The sequence below is a fragment of the Pseudomonas shirazensis genome (assembly GCF_014268785.2).
In the GTDB taxonomy this organism is placed as follows: domain Bacteria; phylum Pseudomonadota; class Gammaproteobacteria; order Pseudomonadales; family Pseudomonadaceae; genus Aquipseudomonas; species Aquipseudomonas shirazensis.
The window spans coordinates 150,452-171,183 of sequence record NZ_JABWRD020000002.1 but is presented as its reverse complement, the minus strand read 5'-3'; the positions used below and the strand labels follow the sequence as shown (position 1 = coordinate 171,183).

Below are 20,732 nucleotides of genomic sequence, written 5' to 3'. Positions count from 1 at the left end.
GTTGATGTTTGCTAGATACTGCGCAGCGGCTGCATTGAGCCTGAGCCTGAGCTTGTCATTGGCCTGGGCCGAAGAGCCCGAGGTGCTCGACGAAGGCGGCACGCCGATGTACGAAGTGAATTTCGTCGACACTGACCTGGTCGAGTTCATCGACAGCGTGTCGCGGATCACCGGCACCACGTTCATCGTCGACCCGCGGGTCAAAGGCAAGGTCACCGTGCGCACGGTCGACCGGCATGACGCTGACGCCATCTACGATATCTTCCTCGCCCAGTTGCGCGCGCAGGGTTACGCCGCAGTCGACCTGCCCAATGGCAGCGTCAAGATCGTCCCCGATCAAGCCGCGCGGCTCGAGCCGGTGCCGGTCGAGAACGCCGCCAGCAAGAATACCGGCAGCGATGGTGTCGCCACCCGCGTGTTCAATGTGCGCAATGCGGGCAGCGAGCAGATACTAGGCATCATCAAGCCGCTGATCGATCCCCGGGTGGGCGTGATCACGCCGTACCCTGCGGCCAATCTGCTGGTGGTGACCGACTGGCGCAGCAACCTCGAACGCATCGACAGCCTGCTGCGCGAACTCGACCAGGTCAGCGAAGAGCCACTGCAGGTGATGAAACTGCAGCACGCCAGCGCTGCCGATACCGCCCAGTTGGTCACGCGGCTGCTGGCCAGTGAACAGGCCACCGACCGTGCCCAGGTGGTGGCCGACCCGCGCAGCAATGCCTTGCTGGTGCGCGGCAGCGCCGACAGCCGTGAGCGCGTGCGCGCCTTGTTGGCGCAGCTGGATCGGCCCGGTGACAACCTGCACAGCAGCAATACCCAGGTGATCTACCTGCGCCACGCCAATGCCAGCGAAGTGGTCAAGGTCTTGCGCGGCCTGAGCCAGACCGGCGCGGTGCCGGCCGAAGGGCAGGGCGAGGGCAAGGATCAGCCTGTGGCGATGGCCAGTGACTCTGGTATTCGCCTGGAATACGAGGAGGGCACCAACGCTGTGGTGATGGTCGGCCCGGACAGCGAGCTGGCGGCCTATCGCAACATCGTCGAGCAGCTGGACATCCGCCGTGCGCAGGTGGTGGTCGAGGCGATCATTGCCGAGGTCTCGGACATTCAGGCCCAAGAGCTGGGCGTGCAGTGGCTATTCGCCGACGAGAAGTTTGGCGCTGGCGTGGTCAACTTTGGCAGCAACGGAGTGAACATCGCTGGTATTGCCGGCGCGGCCGCCGAGGGCGATACCAGTGCGCTGGGCAAGCTGCTGTCGGCCACCACCGGGGTGACTGCCGGCATCGGCAACTTCGGCGGCGGCTTCAACTTCGCCATGTTGGTCAACGCACTCAAGGGCAAGAGCGGCTTCAATCTGCTGTCGACGCCAACCCTGTTGACCCTGGACAACGCCGAGGCGTCGATCCTGGTCGGTCAGGAGGTGCCGTTCGTGACCGGCTCGGTAACCCAGAACAACGCCAACCCGTACCAGACCATCGAGCGCAAGGAGGTCGGGGTCAAGCTGCGGATCAAACCGCAGGTCAACGTTGACAACAGCGTGCGCCTGGATATCGTCCAGGAAGTTTCGTCGATTGCCGACAGCAGCAGCGCCAGTGACGTCATTACCAACAAGCGCGAGATCAAGACCAAGGTCATGGTCGAGGACAACGGCCTGGTGATTCTCGGTGGCCTGATCAGCGATGAATTGAGCACCAGCAACCAGCGTGTGCCGCTGCTTGGGGATGTCCCGGTGCTGGGCCGCTTGTTCCGCTCCGATGCCAGCCGCAATACCAAGCAGAACCTGATGGTGTTCATCCGCCCGCGCATCCTGCGTGACGGCCCAAGCCTCGCCGGTCTGAGCCAGGACAAGTACCGCAGCCTGCAGCAGAGCACGCCGCTGCAATTGCCAGCGTTGGCCGAAGGCTCGCAGTTGTTGCAGGTGTTTCCGGCCAGCCGCGCGCGGCTCGAAGGCGGTAACTGGTGATGCTGCCCTATCGCCTGGCGCGCCAGTCCGGCCTGGCCCTGGCGCCACTCGCCGAAGGTTGGCAGCTGTGGCTGCGGGCCGACGCCGACAGCGCGCAGTTGCAGGAACTGCTGCGCGTGCACGGCCAGCCGGTAGCGGTCGAGTACCTGCCGGCGGCAGACTTCGATCAACGCCTCGGCCAGCTTTATCAAGCTGGCAGCGCGGCCAACCAGGCGTTGATCGAAGGCATCGGCGAGCAGGTCGATCTCGACAGCCTGATGAGCGAAATGCCACGCATCGAAGACCTGCTCGAAAGCGATGACGAAGCGCCGGTGATCCGCCTGATCAACGGCCTGTTCGGCCAGGCCATGCGCCTGCGTGCATCGGACATCCACATCGAAACCTTCGAGCAAAGCCTGGTGGTACGCCTGCGCGTCGACGGCCACCTGCGCGAAGTGCTGCGCCCACCGCGGGCACTGTCGGCGATGCTGGTGTCGCGGATCAAGGTCATGGCCCGCCTCGATATCGCCGAAAAACGCCAGCCACAGGACGGCCGGATCACCCTGCGTGCAGCTGGTCGCGAGATCGATGTGCGGGTCTCGACCTTGCCCGGCATCCACGGTGAGCGGGTGGTGATGCGCGTGCTCGACAAGCAGGCCAGCCTGCTGGCGCTGGACAACCTGGGCATGCCCGCCGCCGTGTTGCAGGGCTTGCGCAATTGCCTGGCGCGGCCCAATGGCATTGTCCTCAGTACCGGCCCGACCGGCTCGGGCAAGACCACCACCCTGTACGCCAGCCTCAACAGCCTCAACGACGGCAGCCGCAACATCCTCACCGTGGAAGACCCGGTCGAATACGCCATCGCCGGCATTGGCCAGACCGCGATCAACCCACGCGCCGGGCTGACCTTTGCCGCCGGCCTGCGGGCGATTCTGCGTCAGGACCCGGACGTGATCATGCTCGGCGAAATCCGCGACCAGGAGACTGCACAGATTGCCGTGCAGGCCAGCCTCACCGGCCACCTGGTGCTGTCGACCCTGCATACCAACAGCGCCGTGGGCGCCGTTACCCGTCTGCGCGACATGGGCATCGAGCCGTTTCTGATTGCCTCATGCCTGCGCGGCGTATTGGCTCAGCGGCTGGTCCGGCAACTGTGCAGCTGTGCTGTCGCGCAGCCGCTGCAGGCCGCAGAAAAACAACTGTTCCCCGAACTGGGCGCGTTGCGCGAGACCTTTCACGCGGTCGGCTGCGAAGCCTGCCAGGGCAGCGGCTATGCCGGGCGGATGGGCCTGTACGAATTCGTTGAACTGGATGCCGGGCTGATTGCCTTGCTGTACGAGGGCGCCAGCGAAGTGGCCATGCACGCCTACCTGAGCGACCGTCGGCGCAGCCTGGTGAGCATGGCCAGTGACTGCCTGCAGCTTGGCCAGACCAGCCTTGCCGAAGTGTTGCGCGTGGTCCAGGGCTAACCTATGCCGACCTATCGCTACCAGGCCGTCGACCTTGCCGGCAAACGCCACGCCGCCACTTTGCAGGCCGACAGCGAGCGCCATGCACGGCAGTTGTTGCGCGAGCAGGGGCTGTTCGCCAAAGACCTCAAGCGCCACGACAACGCGACCGGACGCTCCCGTCGCCAGCGCCTCAGCCGGGCGCAGCTGTGCGAGCTGACCCGCCAACTGGCAACCCTGACTGGCGCCGGTATCCCTTTGGTCGATGCGCTCGCCACGCTGGAGCGGCAGTTGCGCCAGCCGGCGCTGCAAACGGTACTGGTCGGTGTGCGCGGGGCGTTGGCCGAGGGCCTTGGACTGGCTCGGAGTTTGGCAAGGCAGGGCGCGCCGTTCACTGGGCTCTACTGCGCGCTGGTCGAAGCCGGTGAGCGTTCCGGACGGCTGGCGCAGGTGCTGACGCGGCTGGCAGATCACCTTGAGCAAGTTCAGCGTCAGCAACACAAGGCGCGTACGGCGTTGATCTATCCGGCGGTGCTGATGGGTGTATCGCTGGCCGTAGTGGTCGGCCTGATGACCTTCGTGGTGCCAAAACTCACCGAACAATTTGCCCATTCCGGACAGAGCCTGCCGCTGGTGACCTCGATCCTCATCGGCCTCAGCCAGGGCCTGGTCAGCGCCGGGCCCTGGCTGTTGGCGGCGGTCGTGCTATTCAGCGTGATCAGCCGCTGGCTGCTGCGCAAAGCGCACTGGTGCCTGCGCCGCGATCAATGGCTGTTGCGCCTGCCGCGCATCGGCGGCTTGCTGCAGGTGCTGGAAAGCGCGCGGCTGGCACGCAGCCTGGCGATTCTCAGCAGCAGTGGTGTGGCCCTGCTCGAAGCGCTGCAGGTGGCCACCGAAACGGTTGGCAACCGGCGCATTCGCCAGGCCATGGAACAGGTCCGCCAGCAGGTCGAGGGCGGCACCAGCCTGCACCGGGCACTGGACGCCAGCCAACAGTTTCCGCCACTGCTGGTGAACATGGTCGGCAGCGGCGAGGCCAGCGGCACCCTGGCCGACATGCTCGAGCGCGTGGCCGACGATCAGGAGCGTGGCTTTGCCCGTCAGGTCGATACCGCGATGGCGCTGTTTGAACCTTTGATGATTCTGGTGATGGGCGGCGTGGTGCTGTTCATCGTGCTGGCGGTCTTGCTGCCGATCATGCAACTCAACCAGGGCCTGCAACTGTGACAAGGAGAACCGGCAATGCAGCATCGACGTAAGCGCCAACAAGGCTTCACCCTGATGGAAATCATGGTGGTGATTTTCATCATCGGCCTGCTCATCGCCGTGGTCGCACCGAGCGTGCTGGGCAATCAGGACAAGGCCATGCGCCAGAAGGTCATGGCCGACCTGGCAACGCTCGAGCAGGCGCTTGACATGTATCGGCTCGACAACCTGCGCTTTCCCAGCAGCGAGCAGGGCTTGGCGGCGCTGGTTACAAAACCGGCCGCCGAACCCGTCCCGCGGGCCTGGCGCAGCGACGGTTATATCCGCCGCTTGCCAGAAGACCCTTGGGGTACTCCGTACCAGTACCGCATGCCCGGCGAGCATGGTCGGGTCGACGTGTATTCGCTGGGTGCCGATGGCGTAGCGGGCGGTGAAGACCTGGATGCCGACTTGGGCAACTGGGCGCTGTGACCGATGCTCGCCCAGCGTGGCTTCAGCCTGATCGAACTGCTCGTGGTGCTGGCGATTGCCGGCTTGATGAGCGGCCTCAGTGTGGCCTGGCTCGACAGTGGCAGCAGCAACGTCAGCCAGACGCTCGAGCGGCTGGCTGCACAGACCCGCGAGCAAGCTGCGCTGGCGCGCCATGCCGGGCAATTGCGCGGGCTGCGTTGGAACGGCCAGCAGCCCGAGTTTGTCCGCCGCGAGGGCGACGCCTGGGTGGTCGAACCGGTGCGCCTCGGCCAGTGGCCAAAGACGCTACGCCCGGACTGGCCCGCCAGTGCTACGCCGCAATTGCTGTTCACTCCCGAGGGCTGGGCACAACCCGGCACGCTGCTGTGGCGCTGGCCGCAAGGCAGCCAGCGCTGGCAGTGGGGGCGCGACGGTCGCTTGCTGACCCAGGCCGGGCCATGAAATCGCGCCAGGCGGGGTTCACCTTGCTTGAGGTCGTGGTGGCGCTGGCCATCGCCTCGGTGCTGGCGGTGATCGCCAGTCAGGTCCTGCGCCAGCGCCTGGCGGTGCAGGAGACCGTCCAGCAGCATCGCCTCGGGCTGCTCTGCGCGCGTGAATTGCAGGCGCGCTTTGTCGTCGAGCAGTACTGGCCTGCGGCCAATCAGGGCAGCGGAGAATTGCAGCAGGGCGGGCAGATCTGCCATTGGCAACTGCGATTGCGCAGCACAGGTGTGCGTGACCTGCGCCGTGGCGAGCTGCAGTTGTTCGCAGACCGCGAGCAGCGCCTGCCGCTGGGTTTGTACAGCGTGTTTCTGGAGCGGCCATGAAGCGTCGCCAGGCAGGCTTGACCCTGATCGAGCTGATGGTCGCGCTGGCCCTGACCGCCGTGCTCGGGGTCATGCTCTCCGCGCTGGTCAACGGCTGGCTCAAAGTTCGCGAACGTCTCGACAGCACCAGCAACGAACGCGGTGTGCTGGAGTTTTGCCTGGCCCTGGAGCGGCGTTTCGACAGCCCGGTGCTGCGCCGTCTCTACGAGCAGCGCTTGCCCTTGGCCGTGCGCTGGCTCGATTGGCAACCGCAGGCGCAGCAGTTGCTCTGGGTGGCTGCCGCCGCCTGGCCGCAGGCCGAGGGCGGCTCGCGACTGCAACGTCAGCGCCTGCGCTTCGATCCGCGCGAGCAGCAGTTGCTGTTGGAAAGCTCGGCAGACCTGTACGCCGTCGGCATGCCGCATTGGGTCGTGCGCGAGCGGTTGCAGCGGGTCAGCAGTTGGAGCGTTGTCTATTACCAGGGCGGCCGCTGGTTGGCCTGGCCTTCCGATCAACCGGCACACCCCGGCGCCGGTGTGCGGCTGCAACTGCAGCGTGATGGAGCACCTTATGTCTGCACGTTCGCTTTGCCCCATGGGCTGTCCTGAAGGTGGCGCTGATGATTGTTGATTGGCGTCGCAAGCGCAGCGCCCGGCCTTGGTTGCTGTTGCGTCCGGGCAATGTTGATCAGCCGTGGGACTGGCTGCTGGTGCAGGGTAACCAGCCGTCGCGCCACGGCAAAGGCCAGCCCCCGACCGATCTTGAGGCTCGGGTTGCGCTGATCATTCCTGCCGCGTCTTGCAGCCATTTTCACATGTCCGCGCCACCCGGCTTGAAGCGCGACGAATGGCCGCTGCTGCTTGAAGACCGACTGTTGCAGGCAGCTGATGACGTGTTGTGTGCCTGCCTCGGGCGTTCGCCAGGACAGTTGCGCCTGGCAGTGGTTGCGCGGGCGCAGTTGCAAGTCTGGCGCGAGCAATGCGCGGGGTGGGCGTTGAACATCGAACGCTGCTGGACGGAGATGCAATTGCTGCCTGCGCCTGCTGTCGGCAGCGGCTGGCGCTGGCAACGTGGCAATGGCCTCGAGCTGCTGCGTGCCACTACCGCCGATGGCCTTGAACACTGGCTGTGTTGGCCGCAGCGCTTGGGCCAGGAACCGTCCAGGCCGTGGGCCGAACTGCAGCTCAATTCAGTGCAAGGTAGTTGGCCGACCCAACTGCAATGCCTCGATAGCTTGCCCGATCTGTTCGCCGCGCCGCGTCAGCGTCAGCCGCTCAAGCTGCCACGTGGCCCGTTGCGCCTGGCCGTTGGCTGTCTCGCCATGGCCACGCTGTGGGCCGGCATCTGGGTGAGCCAGCAGTGGCGCCAGGCTGAGGTGTATCGCCAGCAGGTGCTGGCCGTAACCGGTGAGCAGGCCACGCTGCACCAGGCGAGTGTGGCACTCAAGCGCCTGGGCGAGGTGCACAGCGAGCGTCAGTTGCGCCTGCGCAAGCTGCAGGACTTGCAGGCGCAGCTGGACCTTTGGCTGGGTAAGAATTCCGGTTGGCGCCTGCAAGCGGTGCGCTTCGATGGCCAGCGCTGGCAACTGCGCCTGGACGGGGAGGGCAGGGCCCCGGACTGGCAGGCGCTGGCCAAATCCGTCGGCGCCAGCGTCGAAGTCGGCGCTGCAGGGCAGTGGCCGGTGGTGTTCGATCTGGGAGCCGCATGATGGACCGTCAATGGTTGCACCGAAACCGTATGCCGCTGGCTTGCGGCCTGATCGCGCTGTTGCTGCTGGCGCTTGCGAGCCGTACCGCGCTGGCGCACTGGGGGGAGATGCGCCAATGGCAAGCCTTGGCTGAGTCGGCGGCCAGCTTGCAGCAAGGTGCGCCGGTGAGTCTTGAGCGCCTGCGCCAATCAGCGCAGGTGCGGCAGGTCAAGCTGCTCGATGTCGAGCCGCGCGATGGCCTCTGGCAGTTGCGCGGCCAGGTGGCTGATGAGCAGCATCTGCAACAGTGGCTGGCGGCCTTGCAGGCCGATGGCGTGCAGTTGCTGCAATGGGGTCTGGAGCGAGACCCAAGCGGGCTGCGTTTCGAGCTGCAGGTGCAGCCATGAGCAAGCGCGCTGGGCTGTGGCTGGTGTTGGTGTTCTGCGTGAGTGTGCTGGCGCAACTGCCCGCCAGCTGGATCGTCAGCGGCCTGGGCCTGCCCGCAACGGGGGTTGTCGGCAGCCTCTGGCAGGGCCAGGCGACGCAGTGGGGGCAGCTTGGGTTGGTACGTTGGCACTTGCAGCCGTGGCGCATCAGCGGGCAGGTGCAGGCGGGCTTTCAAGGCCAGGACTGGCAGGCACAGGTGTCCGGCTGGCCCTGGGCGTGGCGGGCAGAACTGGCCGCGCTTGGCGCGCAGGCACGGGTGCCGGTCGGCTTCCGCCTGGCCGGGCAATGGCAGGGCGCGATAAGCATGCAGGGCTCTGGCTGGGGCTGCAGCGCGGCGCAAGGGCAACTTCAGGCGCACGACTTGGCACTGGTCGAGCCATGGTCGCTGGGGCTGGGCCGGGCGACGCTGCAGATGGACTGCAGTGACGGCTGGAATCTATCGGGAACACTGCAGGCAGACGGGCAGCACCACGGCCGTGTGGACGCTGACCTGTTGCGCCGGCAAGCTAAGATCAACCTCGCGCTGGAGCCTGACACTGGCCTGGTGCCGATCTTGCGGGGGGCGCAGTTGCTGGGCATGCAGGCATTACAGATGCAGCGCCGTGTCAGCTGGTAGCAACCCACCCGCGCAGGCCCGCACGTTCTGAACCGAACAGGCCAGCGCAGCCCTCACTCACTCACGTGGCGTGCGTGGGTCTTGAATACTCGATGCGAATACCTCGCTTCGATCATGCCCGCTGGTGCGCAACAAACCCAGGTTCAAGGCATTCTCACCATCAGCGCGCATGCTGTTCTTGATCACGTCAACCAATGCCGTGCCCAGATCGACCGGCGAATTTGACGCACTCACAGCCACATCGCGGCGGTAGTCGCGGCCATATAGGGTCTGCTCGGTGACGGATGCAGCCTGCACCTCCACCTGGCCTTTGCCTGACTGCAGCTTGGCACCTTCCAGTTTCAGATTGCCGCCGACGTTGAGCTGGACTTCATCGCGTCCACTCAAACTCGCTTGCTCGCTGACGGTATCGCGCTGAACCTGCGACACGTCCAGTTTCAGCGTAGGCGACAGGTTTGGGTCGACCTTGCTGACCTGTTTGCCGAACTTGCCGGTGAGCTTGTCGCCTGCGGGACCTGCCAACGCAGCCAGGGCATTGTTGAAGCCCTGCGGATTGCGCTCGCGGCTCAAGCGCGCATCAACATCGACGCTGAGGTTGTTGACCTGATCTTTGCGGCTGGCGACCAATAGATCGCCACCGATGTCGGCGTCGATGCGTCCCGCATCCAGGCGCGCGCTCAGCAAGCGACCGTCGCCGCTGCTGGTCAGGACGATGTGGTCGGCGCGCAGGTTGCTGGTGTTCCAGGTCTGGTTGTCGCGTTGGTCGAGGTTGACCTTGACCCGGCCGTGCAGGCCTTGGCTGTCGAGGCTGCCGCTGGATTGGGCAAAGCCGGCGCCGGCAGTGATGGCGAGGTTGTCGCGCCGCTCGCTGTTCGATGAGCCTTCCAGCAGCAGGCCGCCGTTGTCTGCGGTGATCGCGATCTGCCCCGCCGTCGCCTGCAGCCCTTGCAGGTGCACGGCAGTTTCTTCGCGTGCGCTGCTGGCCAGGGCCAGCTTGCCGGTGGTGTCGATCTGCGCATCCACTGCCTGGCGCAAGGACTCATCCACGCGACCACTGTTGAAGTGGCCGCCGACTGCGCCACCGCGGCTATCGCCTTGCTTGAGGGCCAATTCCAGGCCGCCGCCGAGGGCGTTGCCGTGGGCCTGGTGACTTGAGGTGGCGGCCTTGACCTGCAACAGCCCGGCGCTGTTTATATCGACGTTGGCGACCTTGGCCGCACGGCTGCCGATACGTGTGCCTTCCAGCAACAGGTCGCCAGCACTGCTCAGGCTGACATCGCCCTTGGCGTCGATCTGGGCTACCTGCGCAGTCGAATCGTCGAGCGAGCGTTGCTCGCCCTTGAGATAGCCGCGCACTTCACCCCCCGTGCTGCCGGGGCGGTTGCCGCCTTTGGCCCAGGCGTTGCCCTCGATGGCATTGATCTGCTCGCTGTGCCGATCAGTGACCTGCACAAGGCTCAGTTGCCCGCCGCTGTGCAGGCTTACCCCCGCATCGCCACCGTCGAAGCGGCTGCCCTCATAGCGGCCTTCGCTGCCCAACTGAACCTGAATGCCTTGCTTGCCGTAGAGGCTGACTGGGCGGGCCGTGTCCTTGCTGACAAGACTTGCCAGTGAATCGCCCTTGGCCGAGGCGCGCACATTGATGTCTTCGCCAGTGCTGGTATCGACCCGCAGGTCGCCGCCATAGGCCAGGCGGTCGACCTTGCTCTGCTGCTGATCAACCGCCGCCGCCATGTGATGACGGTCGGCATCGATCTGCAGGGTGCCGGTATTGGCTCGCCATGCCGTACCTTGATCATCGATGCGATCTGCCTTGACCACCACCGAGCCGCCACTCAGCTCGCTGACCTGCGCATAGCCGCGGCGCTGGTTTTCCAGGCGTTTGAGGTGCTCCACAGTCATGTCGGCGCCGGCACTCGGGGCGACCAGCGCCTCCTCCACAGAGGTCTGCTGGAAGCGCTGACCCTCGCCTCCTGCGATCAGTTGCTCGATCGGCCGGGTGAGCCCGCGGTATTCCAGGCTGCCACCCAGGCTGGCGCTCCAGTCGTTACGGTTGTGCTCGCGCACTTCAGTGTCATGCACTGCCCGATTGTCGATGTGCTCGGCATCGATTTGCAGAGTATCGCCGGCAGTCACCCTTGCGGCTTCGGTGACCAGTTGCTTGCTGTTGATATGAAGCTTGCCTGTGGCCGAGAGTTCGCTGCGCTGCACCTTGCTGTCCTTTTGCTGTTGCGTATCGCGGTTGTGGTGGCCTTCGAAGGCCGCACCGAGCTTGTCGATGCCGCCGCTCAACAGCAGGCCGCCGCCGCTCTGACGGGAGCTGTCGAGCGACTCGTGCTGATTGTGGGTGGCGCCCAGGGTGGTTTGCTGTGCGCTGATGTTCAGGTCGCCGTGGGTGGCCTTGACCTGTGAGCCGTTGAGTTGCAGGTGGGCATCGCTGCGCAGGTCGACGCTGCCGGCATGCAGCTCACTGCCCAGCTGAGTGGTGTCTTGCTGCTCATGCTGGCTATTGACTACCTGATAGCCCAAGCCCGCCTGATACTGGTGCGAAGCAGGCTTGCCGTCCTCAGACTCCTGGGTCTGCTTGGCAGATGCGGTGAGGCCGCGTTGATGAGTCGAAGTCTGCTGCTGGGATCGAGACTGGGCACTGTCAATCAGCAGGTCGCCCTTGGCCTCGACCTTCAGCTGCTGGCCAGCCTTGAGCCTGGAGCCGTGAATGCGCATCTGCTCGGCACTGGCCAGGTACAGGTTGCTCTGCGCTTGCACCTCGCTGCCCTGGGCTTGTTCATGTTGCTCGGCGTCGTCCTTGCTCGTGCTTATGAGGCCGAACAACTTGCTATCGCGGCTGTGCGAGTGGGAGCTTGACTGGGTCTGCCCGCTTGTGACTTGGAGGCTGCCCTGATCACTTTGCAGGAGCGCATCGTTCTGGCTGTGCACCTCACTGCCGCGAATCGTGATCGCGCCGCTGGCACTGGCGCTGACCTGGCCAGCCTGAAGGCGGCTGCCGCGAGCGGTTTCCTGGTAGTCATCGCTGTCACTGTCGCCATTCCACAGGTGCTTGCGATGGCGGATGCTCTGTTCGACCCGCTTGCTGTCGACACCGGCATCGATGTCCAGTTTGCCGCCGCTGACGAGGTTGATCTGGCCCGCGCTGGTCAGCGTCGCGGCGACCATGCGCAGGTCGCCGCCCGACTGCAATTGGACCGCTTCGTCAGCCTGCAAGGTGGTGCCTTGCAAGGTGCGCTCGGTACTGGTGCGGTCGCGGTTGTAGGTTTCGGTGGTGACGAACCACCAGCCCTTGTCCCAGTTCTCCTGCTCGCGGGCGATGGTTTCGCGGGTAGTGGTATCCAGGGTCAGCTGTTGCCCGGCCTTGGCTTCGATACGCTTGGCCTGGCCATCAACAGCGCGCAGGGTCAAGATGTCCATGGCCTGCAGCGCCAACAGCCCCTGCTCGCTGCGTAACGTGGCGGCCTGGCCGGGTTCACCGCTGATGAACAGATCGCCTGCCGAACCGATGCTGACGCCGTTGCGGCCGTTGACCTGTACCGCGCCAACGCGCACGCCGGCACCTTCGCCAGTACTGACTACCCGAATACGCCCTGCGTGCATCGCACCGAACAGCTGGGCGTCGATGCTCGAAGGCGTCGCAGCCAGGTGTTCGACGACGTTACCGGTCACCGCATCGATACGATTGTGGCCAACGGTGATGTTGAGGTCGTCCTTGGCACTGAGCTCGCCCGTGCTGTGAATCTGCGGTGCGATCAGGTCCAGCGCACCGCCGTCGTTGCGCTGGCCGCCGCTCAGCACCTGCAGCGAACCGCTCGCCTGCAAGGTATCGAGCAGCTTCAACTGCTGGTCCTGGACCTCTGCAGTACCGACCGCGAAGCCGGCCCGGGTGGTGTTGATGAAGCTGCCGCCGTTGAGGGTGATGCCGTTGGGGTTGGCGAGGATGTAGTTGGCCGCGCGACCGAAGATTTCCTGCGGGCCTTCGATCAGCGAGGCGTTGCGGCTGACCACCTCATTGAGGATGGTCGAAGCGGCCTGACCGTGAAACTGAGGGTTGGCCGCCAGGGCGCCGGCCAGCTGCGACTGGCCCGACTGCAGCGAGTTGTTGAGCACCAGCCCGGGCTTGCCGACGTTGTAGTCAATGAACTGGTTGTGCGACAGGCCACTGGCATTTGGCGGGACGATTTCGATCACCGGCACGCCATGGGTCGGGTTGATCACGGGCGTTCCACCGGGGCCGCTGCTGGGCTGCAATGCGGGTTGGGCAAGGGCTGCGCCCGTGCAGAACAGGCCGACAAACACCGCCCAACGTAGTGTGTCTGGTTGGACCAGGGGGAGTTGCGCAAGGTTTTTCATTATTGTTTTTCTCGTGGTGGTGGGTGAATTACAGGGACAGGCTCCAGTCCAGCACCCAGAAACCCGGCTCGAGTGCCTGTCGAGAGCGGTCACTGGCGTACAGCGGATATTGGTAATCGAGGCGCAGGCGGCTGCCCGGCAGGCTGACCTCGACGCCAGCGGCGGCGCCGGCCAGTCGTTGCCAGGGGCTGTCGCTGGCGAGGCGAGCCCAACCCAGGTCTAGGCTGAGTTGTGGGCGCAGCTGCAGGTTGAAGGGGAGGGGTACGGCCAAGGGTTGGCTAACGCTGTTGCGCCAGACCGCGCCGCTGGCGCCGGCGACGCTGTAGGCGCGAAAACCGCGTACCGCCGAGTCGTCGCTGAGCAGCAACTGTTCGATGGCCGGCAGCACATCGCGGCTGTACTGCAGATTGAGTTCGCTCTGCCAGCGCCAGGGGCTTTGCGCTGGCCCCTGACGCAGATGCAGCAGATTTGCCCGGTACTTGAGAAACTGCGCTTGTGGATGCGCGGCTGCGCTAGCCGGTGGGTCTGCGCCCAACCAGGCCAAGCCGCGGGCAATGCCGAGGTAACCGTGCCACAGGCCTGCGTCCAGCCACAGCAGATTGACCCCGGACTCCAGCGTGGTCAGGGTCGGGCTCTGTAGTTGCAACAGGCTGTCGTCGAGGCGATTTTGCAGTTGCTTGCGGTCAAGCCGCGCGCTGGCGCTGAGCATGCCGTGCTGACCGCGCCAGAGCACGCGCTCGACGCTCACGCCCTGAAAGCTGCTGGTGCCGTTACTGGTGTAGCTGGCACCCGGGATCGGCGCTCGGTAGCTGAGCTGGCTGGCGTTGACGGTGAACGTCCACGGGCCATAGGGCACGCTGTAGTAAAGGCTGGCACCCTGGCTCTGCCCTGGGGCATCGAATACGGCGGCGTTGAGGGTCAGGCGCAGGTCGTCGTTGACCTGCAGCGGGCTGTCGACGCCGAGGCCGAGGCTCAACCGGTGGCGACCGGTAAGGGGGCTGCCGCGGTTGTCCAGGCGGCTGTCCAGGTGCCAGCGCGAACCCACTGCGCGCGGCTCGATGAGTATCTGCGTGCCGCCCTGCAGGGTGCCCGGCAGCAGCGCGGCAGTCAGGTCGTAGGCGCGCAGCCGATTGAGTTGGTCGAGGCCTTGCTCCAGATCAGGCAAGTACAACGGCCGGCCCAGCAGGTTGGGAAAGGCGCCGCGTAAGGACAATGGCAGGTCGGGATCGGCGAGCCTGATCGACTCGACAAAGCCTTCGATGATGACCACCTCGAGTGGCTTGCCAGTCGCTGGTTGCCGGGCCAGGTACGGTCGACTGGCCGGATAACCGGCGCGTACATAGAGTTCGGTAATGGCTTTGAGTAGACGATTGAGATCGGCCACGCCCGTGCAGGATGGCAGCAGCGGCCGCAGATGTTGTTCAAGGTCGGCGCTGGAGATCTGTTTGTTGCCGGTGATGCGCACACCGGAGATTTCCCAACACAGGTGATCAGCCGGGGCTGAGGTGGTCGACTCGACACTGCTGTCGGCCCGCCCCCGGCGCTGCCACTGCTGCAAACGCTGATGCTGCTCGATTTGCTGCAGCGCCCGTTGTTGATCACGTATCTGCTGGCTGGCGGGGTCGCTGGCGAGCGCCTCTACTGTGCCCAATAGGCCCAGCAAGAGGGCGTAAAGGACTAGTCGAGCTACACGGGGCAGGCAAGTAGGCATGGTGAATTTCCGCAACTAGGGCACGCTTTGCGTGCTTCTTTGCGGAAATTCTAAGAAGTTAGCTATTGGAAAATATGCCGTACCGTGCCGACCGGAGCGTCAGACAAATGTGCGAATTGTGTAGGAAATTTCTTGCCAGGAGCCGTCCGCTTCAAGGTCGAATCTCGATCATGGTGCCGTCCTTGACCATGCTCCATACCTCACGCATATCGGCATTGCGCATGGCGATACAGCCCTCGGTCCAGTCCAGGGTATGGAAATACCACTCCGGGTATTCCTCATCCAGCGGCGTGCCGTGGATCATGATCATGCTGCCGGCGGGTACGCCTGCGCGGCGGGCTTTGGCGGCGTCGGTGATGTTCGGGTAGGAGATGTGCATGGCCAGGTTGTAGCGGTCGCTGGCCTTGCGCCAATCGAGCCAGTAGAAACCTTCCGGGGTGCGTTTGTCGCCTTCGCGCTCCTTGGCGCCCTTGGGCTGCTTGCCCAGCGAGATGCGGTAGGTCTTGAGCGGCTCGCCGCGGCTGATCAGTTGCAGGCGGCGTTCGGACTTGAGCACCAGCACCTTGTCGATCAGCGGTTGCTGCGTCTGCTGCTGTTGCGCGGGCGCCTGGGTTTGCACCTGGCCCTGGGGCTTGCGAATGATGACTTCGGTGAACGCCGCTTGCGACACCGAAGCGACACCACAGCAGATAAGGGCTAGCAACCAACGCATGAAACGGTATCCCTGCAGACTAGGTAATGGGCGGCGCAACGGTCATCGGCGCCACGTATTCATGGCCTATGGGGAAGTGCTGCTCGATGCGGTCGCGATAATAGCATTCTAGTGTGCGTGCGACTGTGCGAAAAGCCAGATGGTCCCACGGGATCTCATGCTCCTCGAACAAACGCACCTCCAGGCTTTCGACGCCGACGGCATAGTCCAGATCGGCCAGCTCGGCGCGGAAGAACAGGTGTACCTGATTGATATGCGGCAGGTCGAACAGCTGATACAGCCGCATTTCGCCGACCCTGGCGCAGGCTTCTTCGACGGTTTCGCGACGAGCGGCCTGATCGATGGTCTCGCCGTTCTCCATAAAGCCTGCGGGCAGAGTCCAGAAGCCGCGGCGCGGCTCGATAGCGCGGCGGCACAGCAGCACCTGACTGCCATGGGTCGGTAGCACCCCGGCGACGATGTTGGGGTTTTGGTAATGGATGGTCTGGCAATGATCGCAGACGTAGCGCAGGCGGCTGTCGCCGTCGGGGATGCGCTGGATGACCGGCTTGCCGCACGCGCTGCAGAAATTCATGCTTTGCTCCCTTTATATGCGCCTATCTTGGCGCGCCTTGCCGTCGCCCAGCAAGTGCCCGTCGGCCAGGGCTTGGGTGGCCCGCAGCTTTTGGTGCATCATGCACGGCAGGCCTTGCAATCGAGAGTGCGTATGCTGGACGAGCTGTTGCGCCGAATGAGCAACCATACCCCCGCGGCCATGGCGGGTGACCGTCGTTTTCCGGAAGCGGCGGTGCTGCTGCCCATCACCCGCAGCGACGAGCCCGAGCTGGTCTTGACCCTGCGCGCCAAGGGCCTGTCGACCCATGGCGGCGAAGTGGCGTTTCCCGGTGGACGGCGTGACCCGGAAGATCCGGATCTGGTGTTCACCGCGCTGCGCGAAGCCCATGAAGAGATCGGCCTGCCGCCGGGCCTGGTGGAAGTGATCGGGCCGCTCAGCCCGCTGATTTCGCTGCATGGCCTTAAGGTGACGCCGTTCGTCGGTTTGATCCCTGACTACGTCGAGTACCGGCCCAACGACGCCGAGATTGCCGCGGTGTTCAGCGTGCCGCTGGAGTTCTTCCGTCAGGACCCGCGCGACCACACCCACCGCATCGATTATCAAGGCCGCAGTTGGTATGTGCCCAGCTATCGCTATGAGGGCTACAAGATCTGGGGGTTGTCGGCGATCATGATCGTCGAACTGGTCAACCTGTTGTATGACGCAGGTATCAGCCTGCATCAGCCGCCTGAGCGTTTCATCAATATCTGAGTGGGGTCGACCCCACCAAGCCGCCGACCGTGAGGAGCCAACCATGAAGTACCGCCTGGGAGACATGCACGTAGAGACTCATCCCACCAGCTGGACGGCACCGACCGCCACGCTGATCGGCAAGGTCCGCCTGCAGGCCGGGGCCAGCGTGTGGTTTGGCGCGGTGCTGCGCGGCGACAACGAGCTGATCGACATCGGCGAGGGCAGTAATGTCCAGGACGGCACCGTGATGCACACTGATATGGGCTCGCCGCTGACCATCGGCAAGGGCGTGACCATTGGCCACAACGCCATGCTGCATGGCTGCACGGTTGGCGACCACAGCCTGATCGGCATCAACGCGGTGGTGCTCAACGGCGCGCGTATCGGCAAGCACTGCATCATCGGCGCCAATGCGCTGATTGCCGAAGGCAAGGAAATCCCTGACGGCTCGTTGGTGATGGGCTCGCCGGGCAAGGTCGTGCGCGAGCTGACCGATGCGCAGAAAGCCATGCTCGAAGCCAGCGCCGCTCACTACGTGCACAACGCCGAGCGCTATGCCCGCGACCTGGCTGTGCAGGAAGATTGACATGAGCGAAGTCGAACGTCCGGTCAGCTCGCCCTGCGTGAACATCTGCGCGCTGGATGAGCAGGATATCTGCACCGGTTGCCAGCGCAGCGTGGCCGAGATCAGCCGTTGGGGGCGGATGGATAACGACGAACGCCGCCAGGTACTCAGGCTGTGCCATGAGCGGGCGCTGGCGTCCGGGATGATTGTTGGCCTGTGAGGCTGGCGTTGACTTGAAAATCAAGTAATCTGTGCGGCTTGCCCGAAGGTCGCCCACCATGTTCTATCTGCTCGCCTATATCAGCAGCGTAGTGCTGATCAACTACGCGTTTTCCAGCGCTCCGCATCTGGACGTGATCTGGTCCGCCTGGGGCGGGCTGGTGTTCATTCTCCGTGACATGGTGCAAACCCGCTTTGGCCACGGCGCGCTGGTGGCGATGCTGGCCGCGCTGGTGCTGTCTTACATCACCTCGGAACCGGCCATCGCCCTGGCCAGCGCCACCGCGTTCTTTGTCTCCGAACTGATCGACTGGCTGGTATTCAGCATCACCAAGCGGCCGCTGCGCGATCGCCTGTGGCTGAGCTCGGCGCTGAGCATTCCGGTCGACACCTTTATCTTCTTCGGCATGATCGGCGCGTTGACGCCGCTTGTGGTCGGCACCGCCATGGCCTCCAAGTTTGCCGGCGTCAGCGCCGTGTGGTTGGCGATGACCTGGCGCGCACGCAAGGCAGCGCTGCTGCGCTGAGCGCCGCGCCTGTTGTAGAATACCGGTCCTTTTTCAGCGGGTAGCGCTCAGCCTGACGCCGCCCCGCACGCCCACGAGGACCTGAAATGACCCGTATCGGAACTCCACTGTCGCCGACCGCGACCCGTGTACTGCTGTGCGGCTGCGGCGAGCTGGGCAAAGAAGTGGTGATCGAGTTGCAGCGCCTGGGCGTCGAAGTGATCGCCGTCGACCGCTACGCCAACGCGCCGGCCATGCAGGTCGCGCACCGCAGCCACGTCATCAACATGCTCGATGGGGTTGCGCTGCGGGCAGTGATCGAGGCAGAAAAACCGCATTACATCGTCCCTGAAATCGAAGCCATCGCCACCGCGACCCTGGTCGAGCTGGAAAACGAAGGCTTCAACGTGGTGCCAACCGCACGCGCGACTCAGCTGACCATGAACCGCGAAGGCATTCGTCGCCTGGCCGCTGAAGAGCTGGACCTGCCGACCTCGCCGTACCACTTCGCCGACACCTTCGAAGACTACGCCAGCGCCGTCAACGACCTCGGCTACCCGTGTGTGGTCAAGCCGGTGATGAGTTCGTCGGGCAAGGGCCAGAGCCTGCTGCGCAGCGCCGATGACCTGCAACAGGCCTGGGACTACGCCCAGGAAGGCGGCCGCGCCGGCAAGGGTCGGGTAATCGTCGAAGGCTTTATCGACTTTGAATACGAGATCACCCTGCTGACCGTGCGCCACGTCGGTGGCACCACCTTCCTTGCGCCAGTCGGCCATCGTCAGGAGAAGGGTGACTATCAAGAGTCTTGGCAGCCACAGGCGATGAGCGCCAAGGCTTTGGCCGAGTCGCAGCGCGTCGCCCAGGCAGTCACCGATGCCCTCGGCGGGCTTGGCCTGTTTGGCGTCGAACTGTTCGTCAAAGGCGATCAGGTGTGGTTCAGCGAAGTCTCGCCGCGCCCGCACGATACCGGCCTGGTCACCTTGATTTCCCAGGACCTGTCGCAGTTTGCCCTGCACGCACGGGCGATCCTCGGTCTGCCGATTCCACTGGTGCGTCAGTTTGGTCCGTCGGCGTCGGCGGTGATCCTGCCGCAAGGCAAGTCGCAGCAGACCAGCTTCGCCAACCTTGGCGCTGCCCTGAGCGAGCCTGACACGGCGATCCGCCTGTTCGGCAAGCCCGAAATCGACGGCCAGCGCCGCATGGGCGTGTGCCTGGCGCGTGACGAGTCGATCGAGGCCGCACGGGCCAAGGCGACCCGTTCAGCGCAGGCGGTCAAGGTCGAGTTCTGATTCAGCAATGGGGCTGCCTTGCAGCCCCAACTTCTATCAGAGGCGCGCGTTGCGCGTCTCCTTCAGGCACAGCACAGCCAGCAGGCTGATCAGCCCTGCCGCCGACACATACCCGCCTACCCAGCTCAAACCGCCCATGCTCACCAGCTTCTGGACAAAGAACGGTGCCGCCGAGGCGCCGACAATACCGCCCAGGTTATACGCCGCCGACGCGCCGGTATAACGCACCTGAGTCGGGAACAGCTCGGGCAGCAGTGCGCCCATCGGCGCGAAGGTCACGCCCATCAAGAACAGTTCGATCGCCAGAAACAGCGCGACGCCCGCGGTCGAACCTGAGGTCAGCAGTGGCTCCATGGTAAAGCCCGACGCAATTGCCAGCAGTGCGCCGACGATCAGCACCGGTTTACGCCCGTAGCGGTCGCTGAGCCAGGCCGACAGCGGCGTGGCCAGGGCCATGAACACCACCGCAAAGCACAGCAGGCCGAGGAAGGTCTCGCGGCTGTAGCCAAGGGTGCTCACGCCATAGCTGAGCGAGAATACCGTCGAGATGTAGAACAGCGCATAACACACGACCATGGCCGCAGCGCCGAGCAGGGTTGGCCGCCAGTGTTTGGCAAAGACATCCACTACCGGCATCTTCACCCGCTGATTGTCGGCAATGGCCTTGGCGAACACCGGGCTCTCTTCAAGCTTGAGGCGCACATACAGGCCGACCAGCACCAGTGCGGCGCTGAGCAGGAATGGGATGCGCCAGCCCCACGCGCGGAACTGCTCGTCACTCAGGCCCAGAGCGAGGCCGAGGAACAGCCCGTTGGCCGCCAGAAAACCAATCGACGGGCCAAGTTGCGGGAACATGCCAAACCAGGCGCGCTTGCCTGGCGGGGCGTTCTCTGTGGCCAGCAGTGCTGCGCCGCCCCATTCACCACCCAGGCCCAGACCTTGGCCAAAGCGCAGGATGCAGAGGATGATGGGTGCCCACACGCCAATGCTGTCGTAGCCCGGCAGCACGCCGATCAGCGTGGTCGACACGCCCATCAGCAGCAGCGAGGCAACCAGAGTCGATTTACGGCCGATCCGGTCGCCAAAATGGCCGAACAGGGCGGAACCCAACGGCCGCGCCATGAAGGCGATGCCGAAGGTCAGAAACGCCGCGAGCATCTGCGCGGTGCCCGAGCCGGACGGGAAGAACACCGGGCCGATCACCAGCGCGGCGGCGGTGGCGTAGACATAGAAGTCGTAGAACTCGATCGCGGTGCCGATAAAGCTGGCGGTAGCCACCCGCGCTGGCGAGTTGACCGGTGCTGCCGGGGTCAATTCGGAATAGGTACTGCTGGTGGTCATTTGCGTAGATCCCTGACAGTCGAAGCTCCATGGCCGGCGCAGGCCAGCCAGGCAAATGCGCGCGCACAGGCGCTGGAGCGAATGGTTGTGGGTCGCTCGACTGATCAAAGCCCTGGGGGTAGGCGAGGGGAGCGAGC

Annotated in this window: 20 protein-coding genes; 15 read left to right on the top strand and 5 right to left on the bottom strand. The window is 64.6% G+C overall.

Features of this window, described 5'->3' with window-relative positions:
* The first annotated feature begins 4 nt into the window (after nt 1-4).
* From gspD to HU736_RS12025, 10 genes are read left to right on the top strand one after another with little or no spacing between them, the layout of a single operon-like run.
* The gene (gspD, locus tag HU736_RS12070; RefSeq protein WP_186697590.1) at nt 5-1,963 is read left to right on the top strand and encodes a type II secretion system secretin GspD; all 1,959 of its coding nucleotides are present in this window, start codon (nt 5-7) and stop codon (nt 1,961-1,963) included.
* The gene (locus tag HU736_RS12065; protein WP_186697875.1) at nt 1,963-3,411 is read left to right on the top strand and encodes a GspE/PulE family protein; all 1,449 of its coding nucleotides are present in this window, start codon (nt 1,963-1,965) and stop codon (nt 3,409-3,411) included. The genes gspD and HU736_RS12065 overlap by 1 nt, the downstream gene beginning before the upstream one ends.
* Before the next feature lie 3 nt (nt 3,412-3,414).
* On the top strand, nt 3,415-4,617 hold the full coding sequence (gspF, locus tag HU736_RS12060) for a type II secretion system inner membrane protein GspF (protein ID WP_186697592.1): 1,203 nt from the start codon (nt 3,415-3,417) through the stop codon (nt 4,615-4,617).
* Nucleotides 4,618-4,632: 15 nt separating this feature from the next.
* The gene (gspG, locus tag HU736_RS12055; protein WP_103436257.1) at nt 4,633-5,067 is read left to right on the top strand and encodes a type II secretion system major pseudopilin GspG; all 435 of its coding nucleotides are present in this window, start codon (nt 4,633-4,635) and stop codon (nt 5,065-5,067) included.
* 3 nt (nt 5,068-5,070) lie between these two features.
* Entirely contained in the window at nt 5,071-5,508 is a 438-nt protein-coding gene (gspH, locus tag HU736_RS12050; RefSeq protein ID WP_186697594.1) for a type II secretion system minor pseudopilin GspH, read from the top strand.
* Nucleotides 5,505-5,873: a type II secretion system protein gene (locus HU736_RS12045; protein WP_103436259.1), complete on the top strand. Its 369-nt coding sequence runs from the start codon at nt 5,505-5,507 to the stop codon at nt 5,871-5,873. The genes gspH and HU736_RS12045 overlap by 4 nt, the downstream gene beginning before the upstream one ends.
* Nucleotides 5,870-6,460, top strand: a complete 591-nt coding sequence (locus HU736_RS12040) for a PulJ/GspJ family protein (RefSeq protein ID WP_186697597.1) — start codon at nt 5,870-5,872, stop codon at nt 6,458-6,460. Before HU736_RS12045 ends, HU736_RS12040 begins: the two co-directional genes overlap by 4 nt.
* An 11-nt stretch (nt 6,461-6,471) precedes the next feature.
* Complete coding sequence (locus tag HU736_RS12035) at nt 6,472-7,560, top strand: GspL/Epsl periplasmic domain-containing protein (RefSeq protein WP_103436261.1); 1,089 nt, start codon at nt 6,472-6,474, stop codon at nt 7,558-7,560.
* Nucleotides 7,560-7,946: a type II secretion system protein GspM gene (gene gspM / locus HU736_RS12030; protein WP_103436262.1), complete on the top strand. Its 387-nt coding sequence runs from the start codon at nt 7,560-7,562 to the stop codon at nt 7,944-7,946. Before HU736_RS12035 ends, gspM begins: the two co-directional genes overlap by 1 nt.
* The gene (locus tag HU736_RS12025) at nt 7,943-8,602 is read left to right on the top strand and encodes a general secretion pathway protein GspN (protein ID WP_103436263.1); all 660 of its coding nucleotides are present in this window, start codon (nt 7,943-7,945) and stop codon (nt 8,600-8,602) included. Before gspM ends, HU736_RS12025 begins: the two co-directional genes overlap by 4 nt.
* A gap of 57 nt (nt 8,603-8,659) precedes the next feature.
* On the opposite strand, the gene HU736_RS12020 is transcribed toward HU736_RS12025, so the two are convergent.
* The 4 genes from HU736_RS12020 to HU736_RS12005 all read right to left on the bottom strand — a co-directional run bounded on the left by HU736_RS12020 (nt 8,660) and on the right by HU736_RS12005 (nt 15,961).
* The gene (locus tag HU736_RS12020; RefSeq protein WP_186697599.1) at nt 8,660-12,964 is read right to left on the bottom strand and encodes a hemagglutinin repeat-containing protein; all 4,305 of its coding nucleotides are present in this window, start codon (nt 12,962-12,964) and stop codon (nt 8,660-8,662) included.
* 28 nt (nt 12,965-12,992) lie between these two features.
* Nucleotides 12,993-14,675, bottom strand: coding sequence for a ShlB/FhaC/HecB family hemolysin secretion/activation protein (locus tag HU736_RS12015; RefSeq protein WP_186697601.1), 1,683 nt, complete (start codon nt 14,673-14,675; stop codon nt 12,993-12,995).
* Nucleotides 14,676-14,826: 151 nt separating this feature from the next.
* Nucleotides 14,827-15,387 (bottom strand): L,D-transpeptidase family protein, encoded by a 561-nt coding sequence (locus HU736_RS12010; protein ID WP_103436266.1) that lies wholly within the window; start codon nt 15,385-15,387, stop codon nt 14,827-14,829.
* A 19-nt stretch (nt 15,388-15,406) separates the two neighbouring features.
* Nucleotides 15,407-15,961: an NUDIX hydrolase gene (locus tag HU736_RS12005; protein ID WP_101317077.1), complete on the bottom strand. Its 555-nt coding sequence runs from the start codon at nt 15,959-15,961 to the stop codon at nt 15,407-15,409.
* A 132-nt stretch (nt 15,962-16,093) separates the two neighbouring features.
* Here HU736_RS12005 and HU736_RS12000 point away from each other — a divergent pair, with 132 nt between their 5' ends.
* The 5 genes from HU736_RS12000 (at nt 16,094) to purT (ending at nt 19,254) form a co-directional block, all read left to right on the top strand.
* Nucleotides 16,094-16,693 (top strand): CoA pyrophosphatase, encoded by a 600-nt coding sequence (locus HU736_RS12000; RefSeq protein ID WP_101317079.1) that lies wholly within the window; start codon nt 16,094-16,096, stop codon nt 16,691-16,693.
* A gap of 43 nt (nt 16,694-16,736) precedes the next feature.
* Complete coding sequence (locus HU736_RS11995) at nt 16,737-17,261, top strand: gamma carbonic anhydrase family protein (protein WP_186697604.1); 525 nt, start codon at nt 16,737-16,739, stop codon at nt 17,259-17,261.
* Between the two features lies 1 nt (nt 17,262).
* Nucleotides 17,263-17,460, top strand: coding sequence for a DUF1289 domain-containing protein (locus HU736_RS11990; protein WP_101317083.1), 198 nt, complete (start codon nt 17,263-17,265; stop codon nt 17,458-17,460).
* Nucleotides 17,461-17,518: 58 nt separating this feature from the next.
* Nucleotides 17,519-17,986, top strand: coding sequence for a VUT family protein (locus tag HU736_RS11985; protein WP_101317085.1), 468 nt, complete (start codon nt 17,519-17,521; stop codon nt 17,984-17,986).
* Between the two features lie 86 nt (nt 17,987-18,072).
* On the top strand, nt 18,073-19,254 hold the full coding sequence (purT, locus tag HU736_RS11980) for a formate-dependent phosphoribosylglycinamide formyltransferase (RefSeq protein ID WP_186697606.1): 1,182 nt from the start codon (nt 18,073-18,075) through the stop codon (nt 19,252-19,254).
* 36 nt (nt 19,255-19,290) lie between these two features.
* Here purT and HU736_RS11975 read toward each other — a convergent pair whose 3' ends face one another.
* Complete coding sequence (locus tag HU736_RS11975) at nt 19,291-20,595, bottom strand: MFS transporter (protein ID WP_186697608.1); 1,305 nt, start codon at nt 20,593-20,595, stop codon at nt 19,291-19,293.
* Nucleotides 20,596-20,732 lie beyond the last annotated feature (137 nt).

Excerpts from the sequence above, each read along its gene's own strand:
- gspF (WP_186697592.1), top strand. The coding sequence starts at position 3,415 with ATGCCGACCTATCGCTACCAGGCCGTCGACCTTGCCGGCAAACGCCAC.
- HU736_RS11995 (WP_186697604.1), top strand. The coding sequence starts at position 16,737 with ATGAAGTACCGCCTGGGAGACATGCACGTAGAGACTCATCCCACCAGC.
- HU736_RS12035 (WP_103436261.1), top strand. The coding sequence starts at position 6,472 with ATGATTGTTGATTGGCGTCGCAAGCGCAGCGCCCGGCCTTGGTTGCTG.
- HU736_RS12015 (WP_186697601.1), bottom strand. The coding sequence starts at position 14,675 with ATGCCTACTTGCCTGCCCCGTGTAGCTCGACTAGTCCTTTACGCCCTC.
- HU736_RS11975 (WP_186697608.1), bottom strand. The coding sequence starts at position 20,595 with ATGACCACCAGCAGTACCTATTCCGAATTGACCCCGGCAGCACCGGTC.
- gspM (WP_103436262.1), top strand. The coding sequence starts at position 7,560 with ATGGACCGTCAATGGTTGCACCGAAACCGTATGCCGCTGGCTTGCGGC.
- HU736_RS12065 (WP_186697875.1), top strand. The coding sequence starts at position 1,963 with ATGCTGCCCTATCGCCTGGCGCGCCAGTCCGGCCTGGCCCTGGCGCCA.
- HU736_RS11985 (WP_101317085.1), top strand. The coding sequence starts at position 17,519 with ATGTTCTATCTGCTCGCCTATATCAGCAGCGTAGTGCTGATCAACTAC.
- HU736_RS12005 (WP_101317077.1), bottom strand. The coding sequence starts at position 15,961 with ATGAATTTCTGCAGCGCGTGCGGCAAGCCGGTCATCCAGCGCATCCCC.
- gspH (WP_186697594.1), top strand. The coding sequence starts at position 5,071 with ATGCTCGCCCAGCGTGGCTTCAGCCTGATCGAACTGCTCGTGGTGCTG.
- HU736_RS12020 (WP_186697599.1), bottom strand. The coding sequence starts at position 12,964 with ATGAAAAACCTTGCGCAACTCCCCCTGGTCCAACCAGACACACTACGT.
- purT (WP_186697606.1), top strand. The coding sequence starts at position 18,073 with ATGACCCGTATCGGAACTCCACTGTCGCCGACCGCGACCCGTGTACTG.
- gspD (WP_186697590.1), top strand. The coding sequence starts at position 5 with ATGTTTGCTAGATACTGCGCAGCGGCTGCATTGAGCCTGAGCCTGAGC.
- gspG (WP_103436257.1), top strand. The coding sequence starts at position 4,633 with ATGCAGCATCGACGTAAGCGCCAACAAGGCTTCACCCTGATGGAAATC.
- HU736_RS12045 (WP_103436259.1), top strand. The coding sequence starts at position 5,505 with ATGAAATCGCGCCAGGCGGGGTTCACCTTGCTTGAGGTCGTGGTGGCG.
- HU736_RS12000 (WP_101317079.1), top strand. The coding sequence starts at position 16,094 with ATGCTGGACGAGCTGTTGCGCCGAATGAGCAACCATACCCCCGCGGCC.
- HU736_RS12025 (WP_103436263.1), top strand. The coding sequence starts at position 7,943 with ATGAGCAAGCGCGCTGGGCTGTGGCTGGTGTTGGTGTTCTGCGTGAGT.
- HU736_RS12010 (WP_103436266.1), bottom strand. The coding sequence starts at position 15,387 with ATGCGTTGGTTGCTAGCCCTTATCTGCTGTGGTGTCGCTTCGGTGTCG.
- HU736_RS11990 (WP_101317083.1), top strand. The coding sequence starts at position 17,263 with ATGAGCGAAGTCGAACGTCCGGTCAGCTCGCCCTGCGTGAACATCTGC.
- HU736_RS12040 (WP_186697597.1), top strand. The coding sequence starts at position 5,870 with ATGAAGCGTCGCCAGGCAGGCTTGACCCTGATCGAGCTGATGGTCGCG.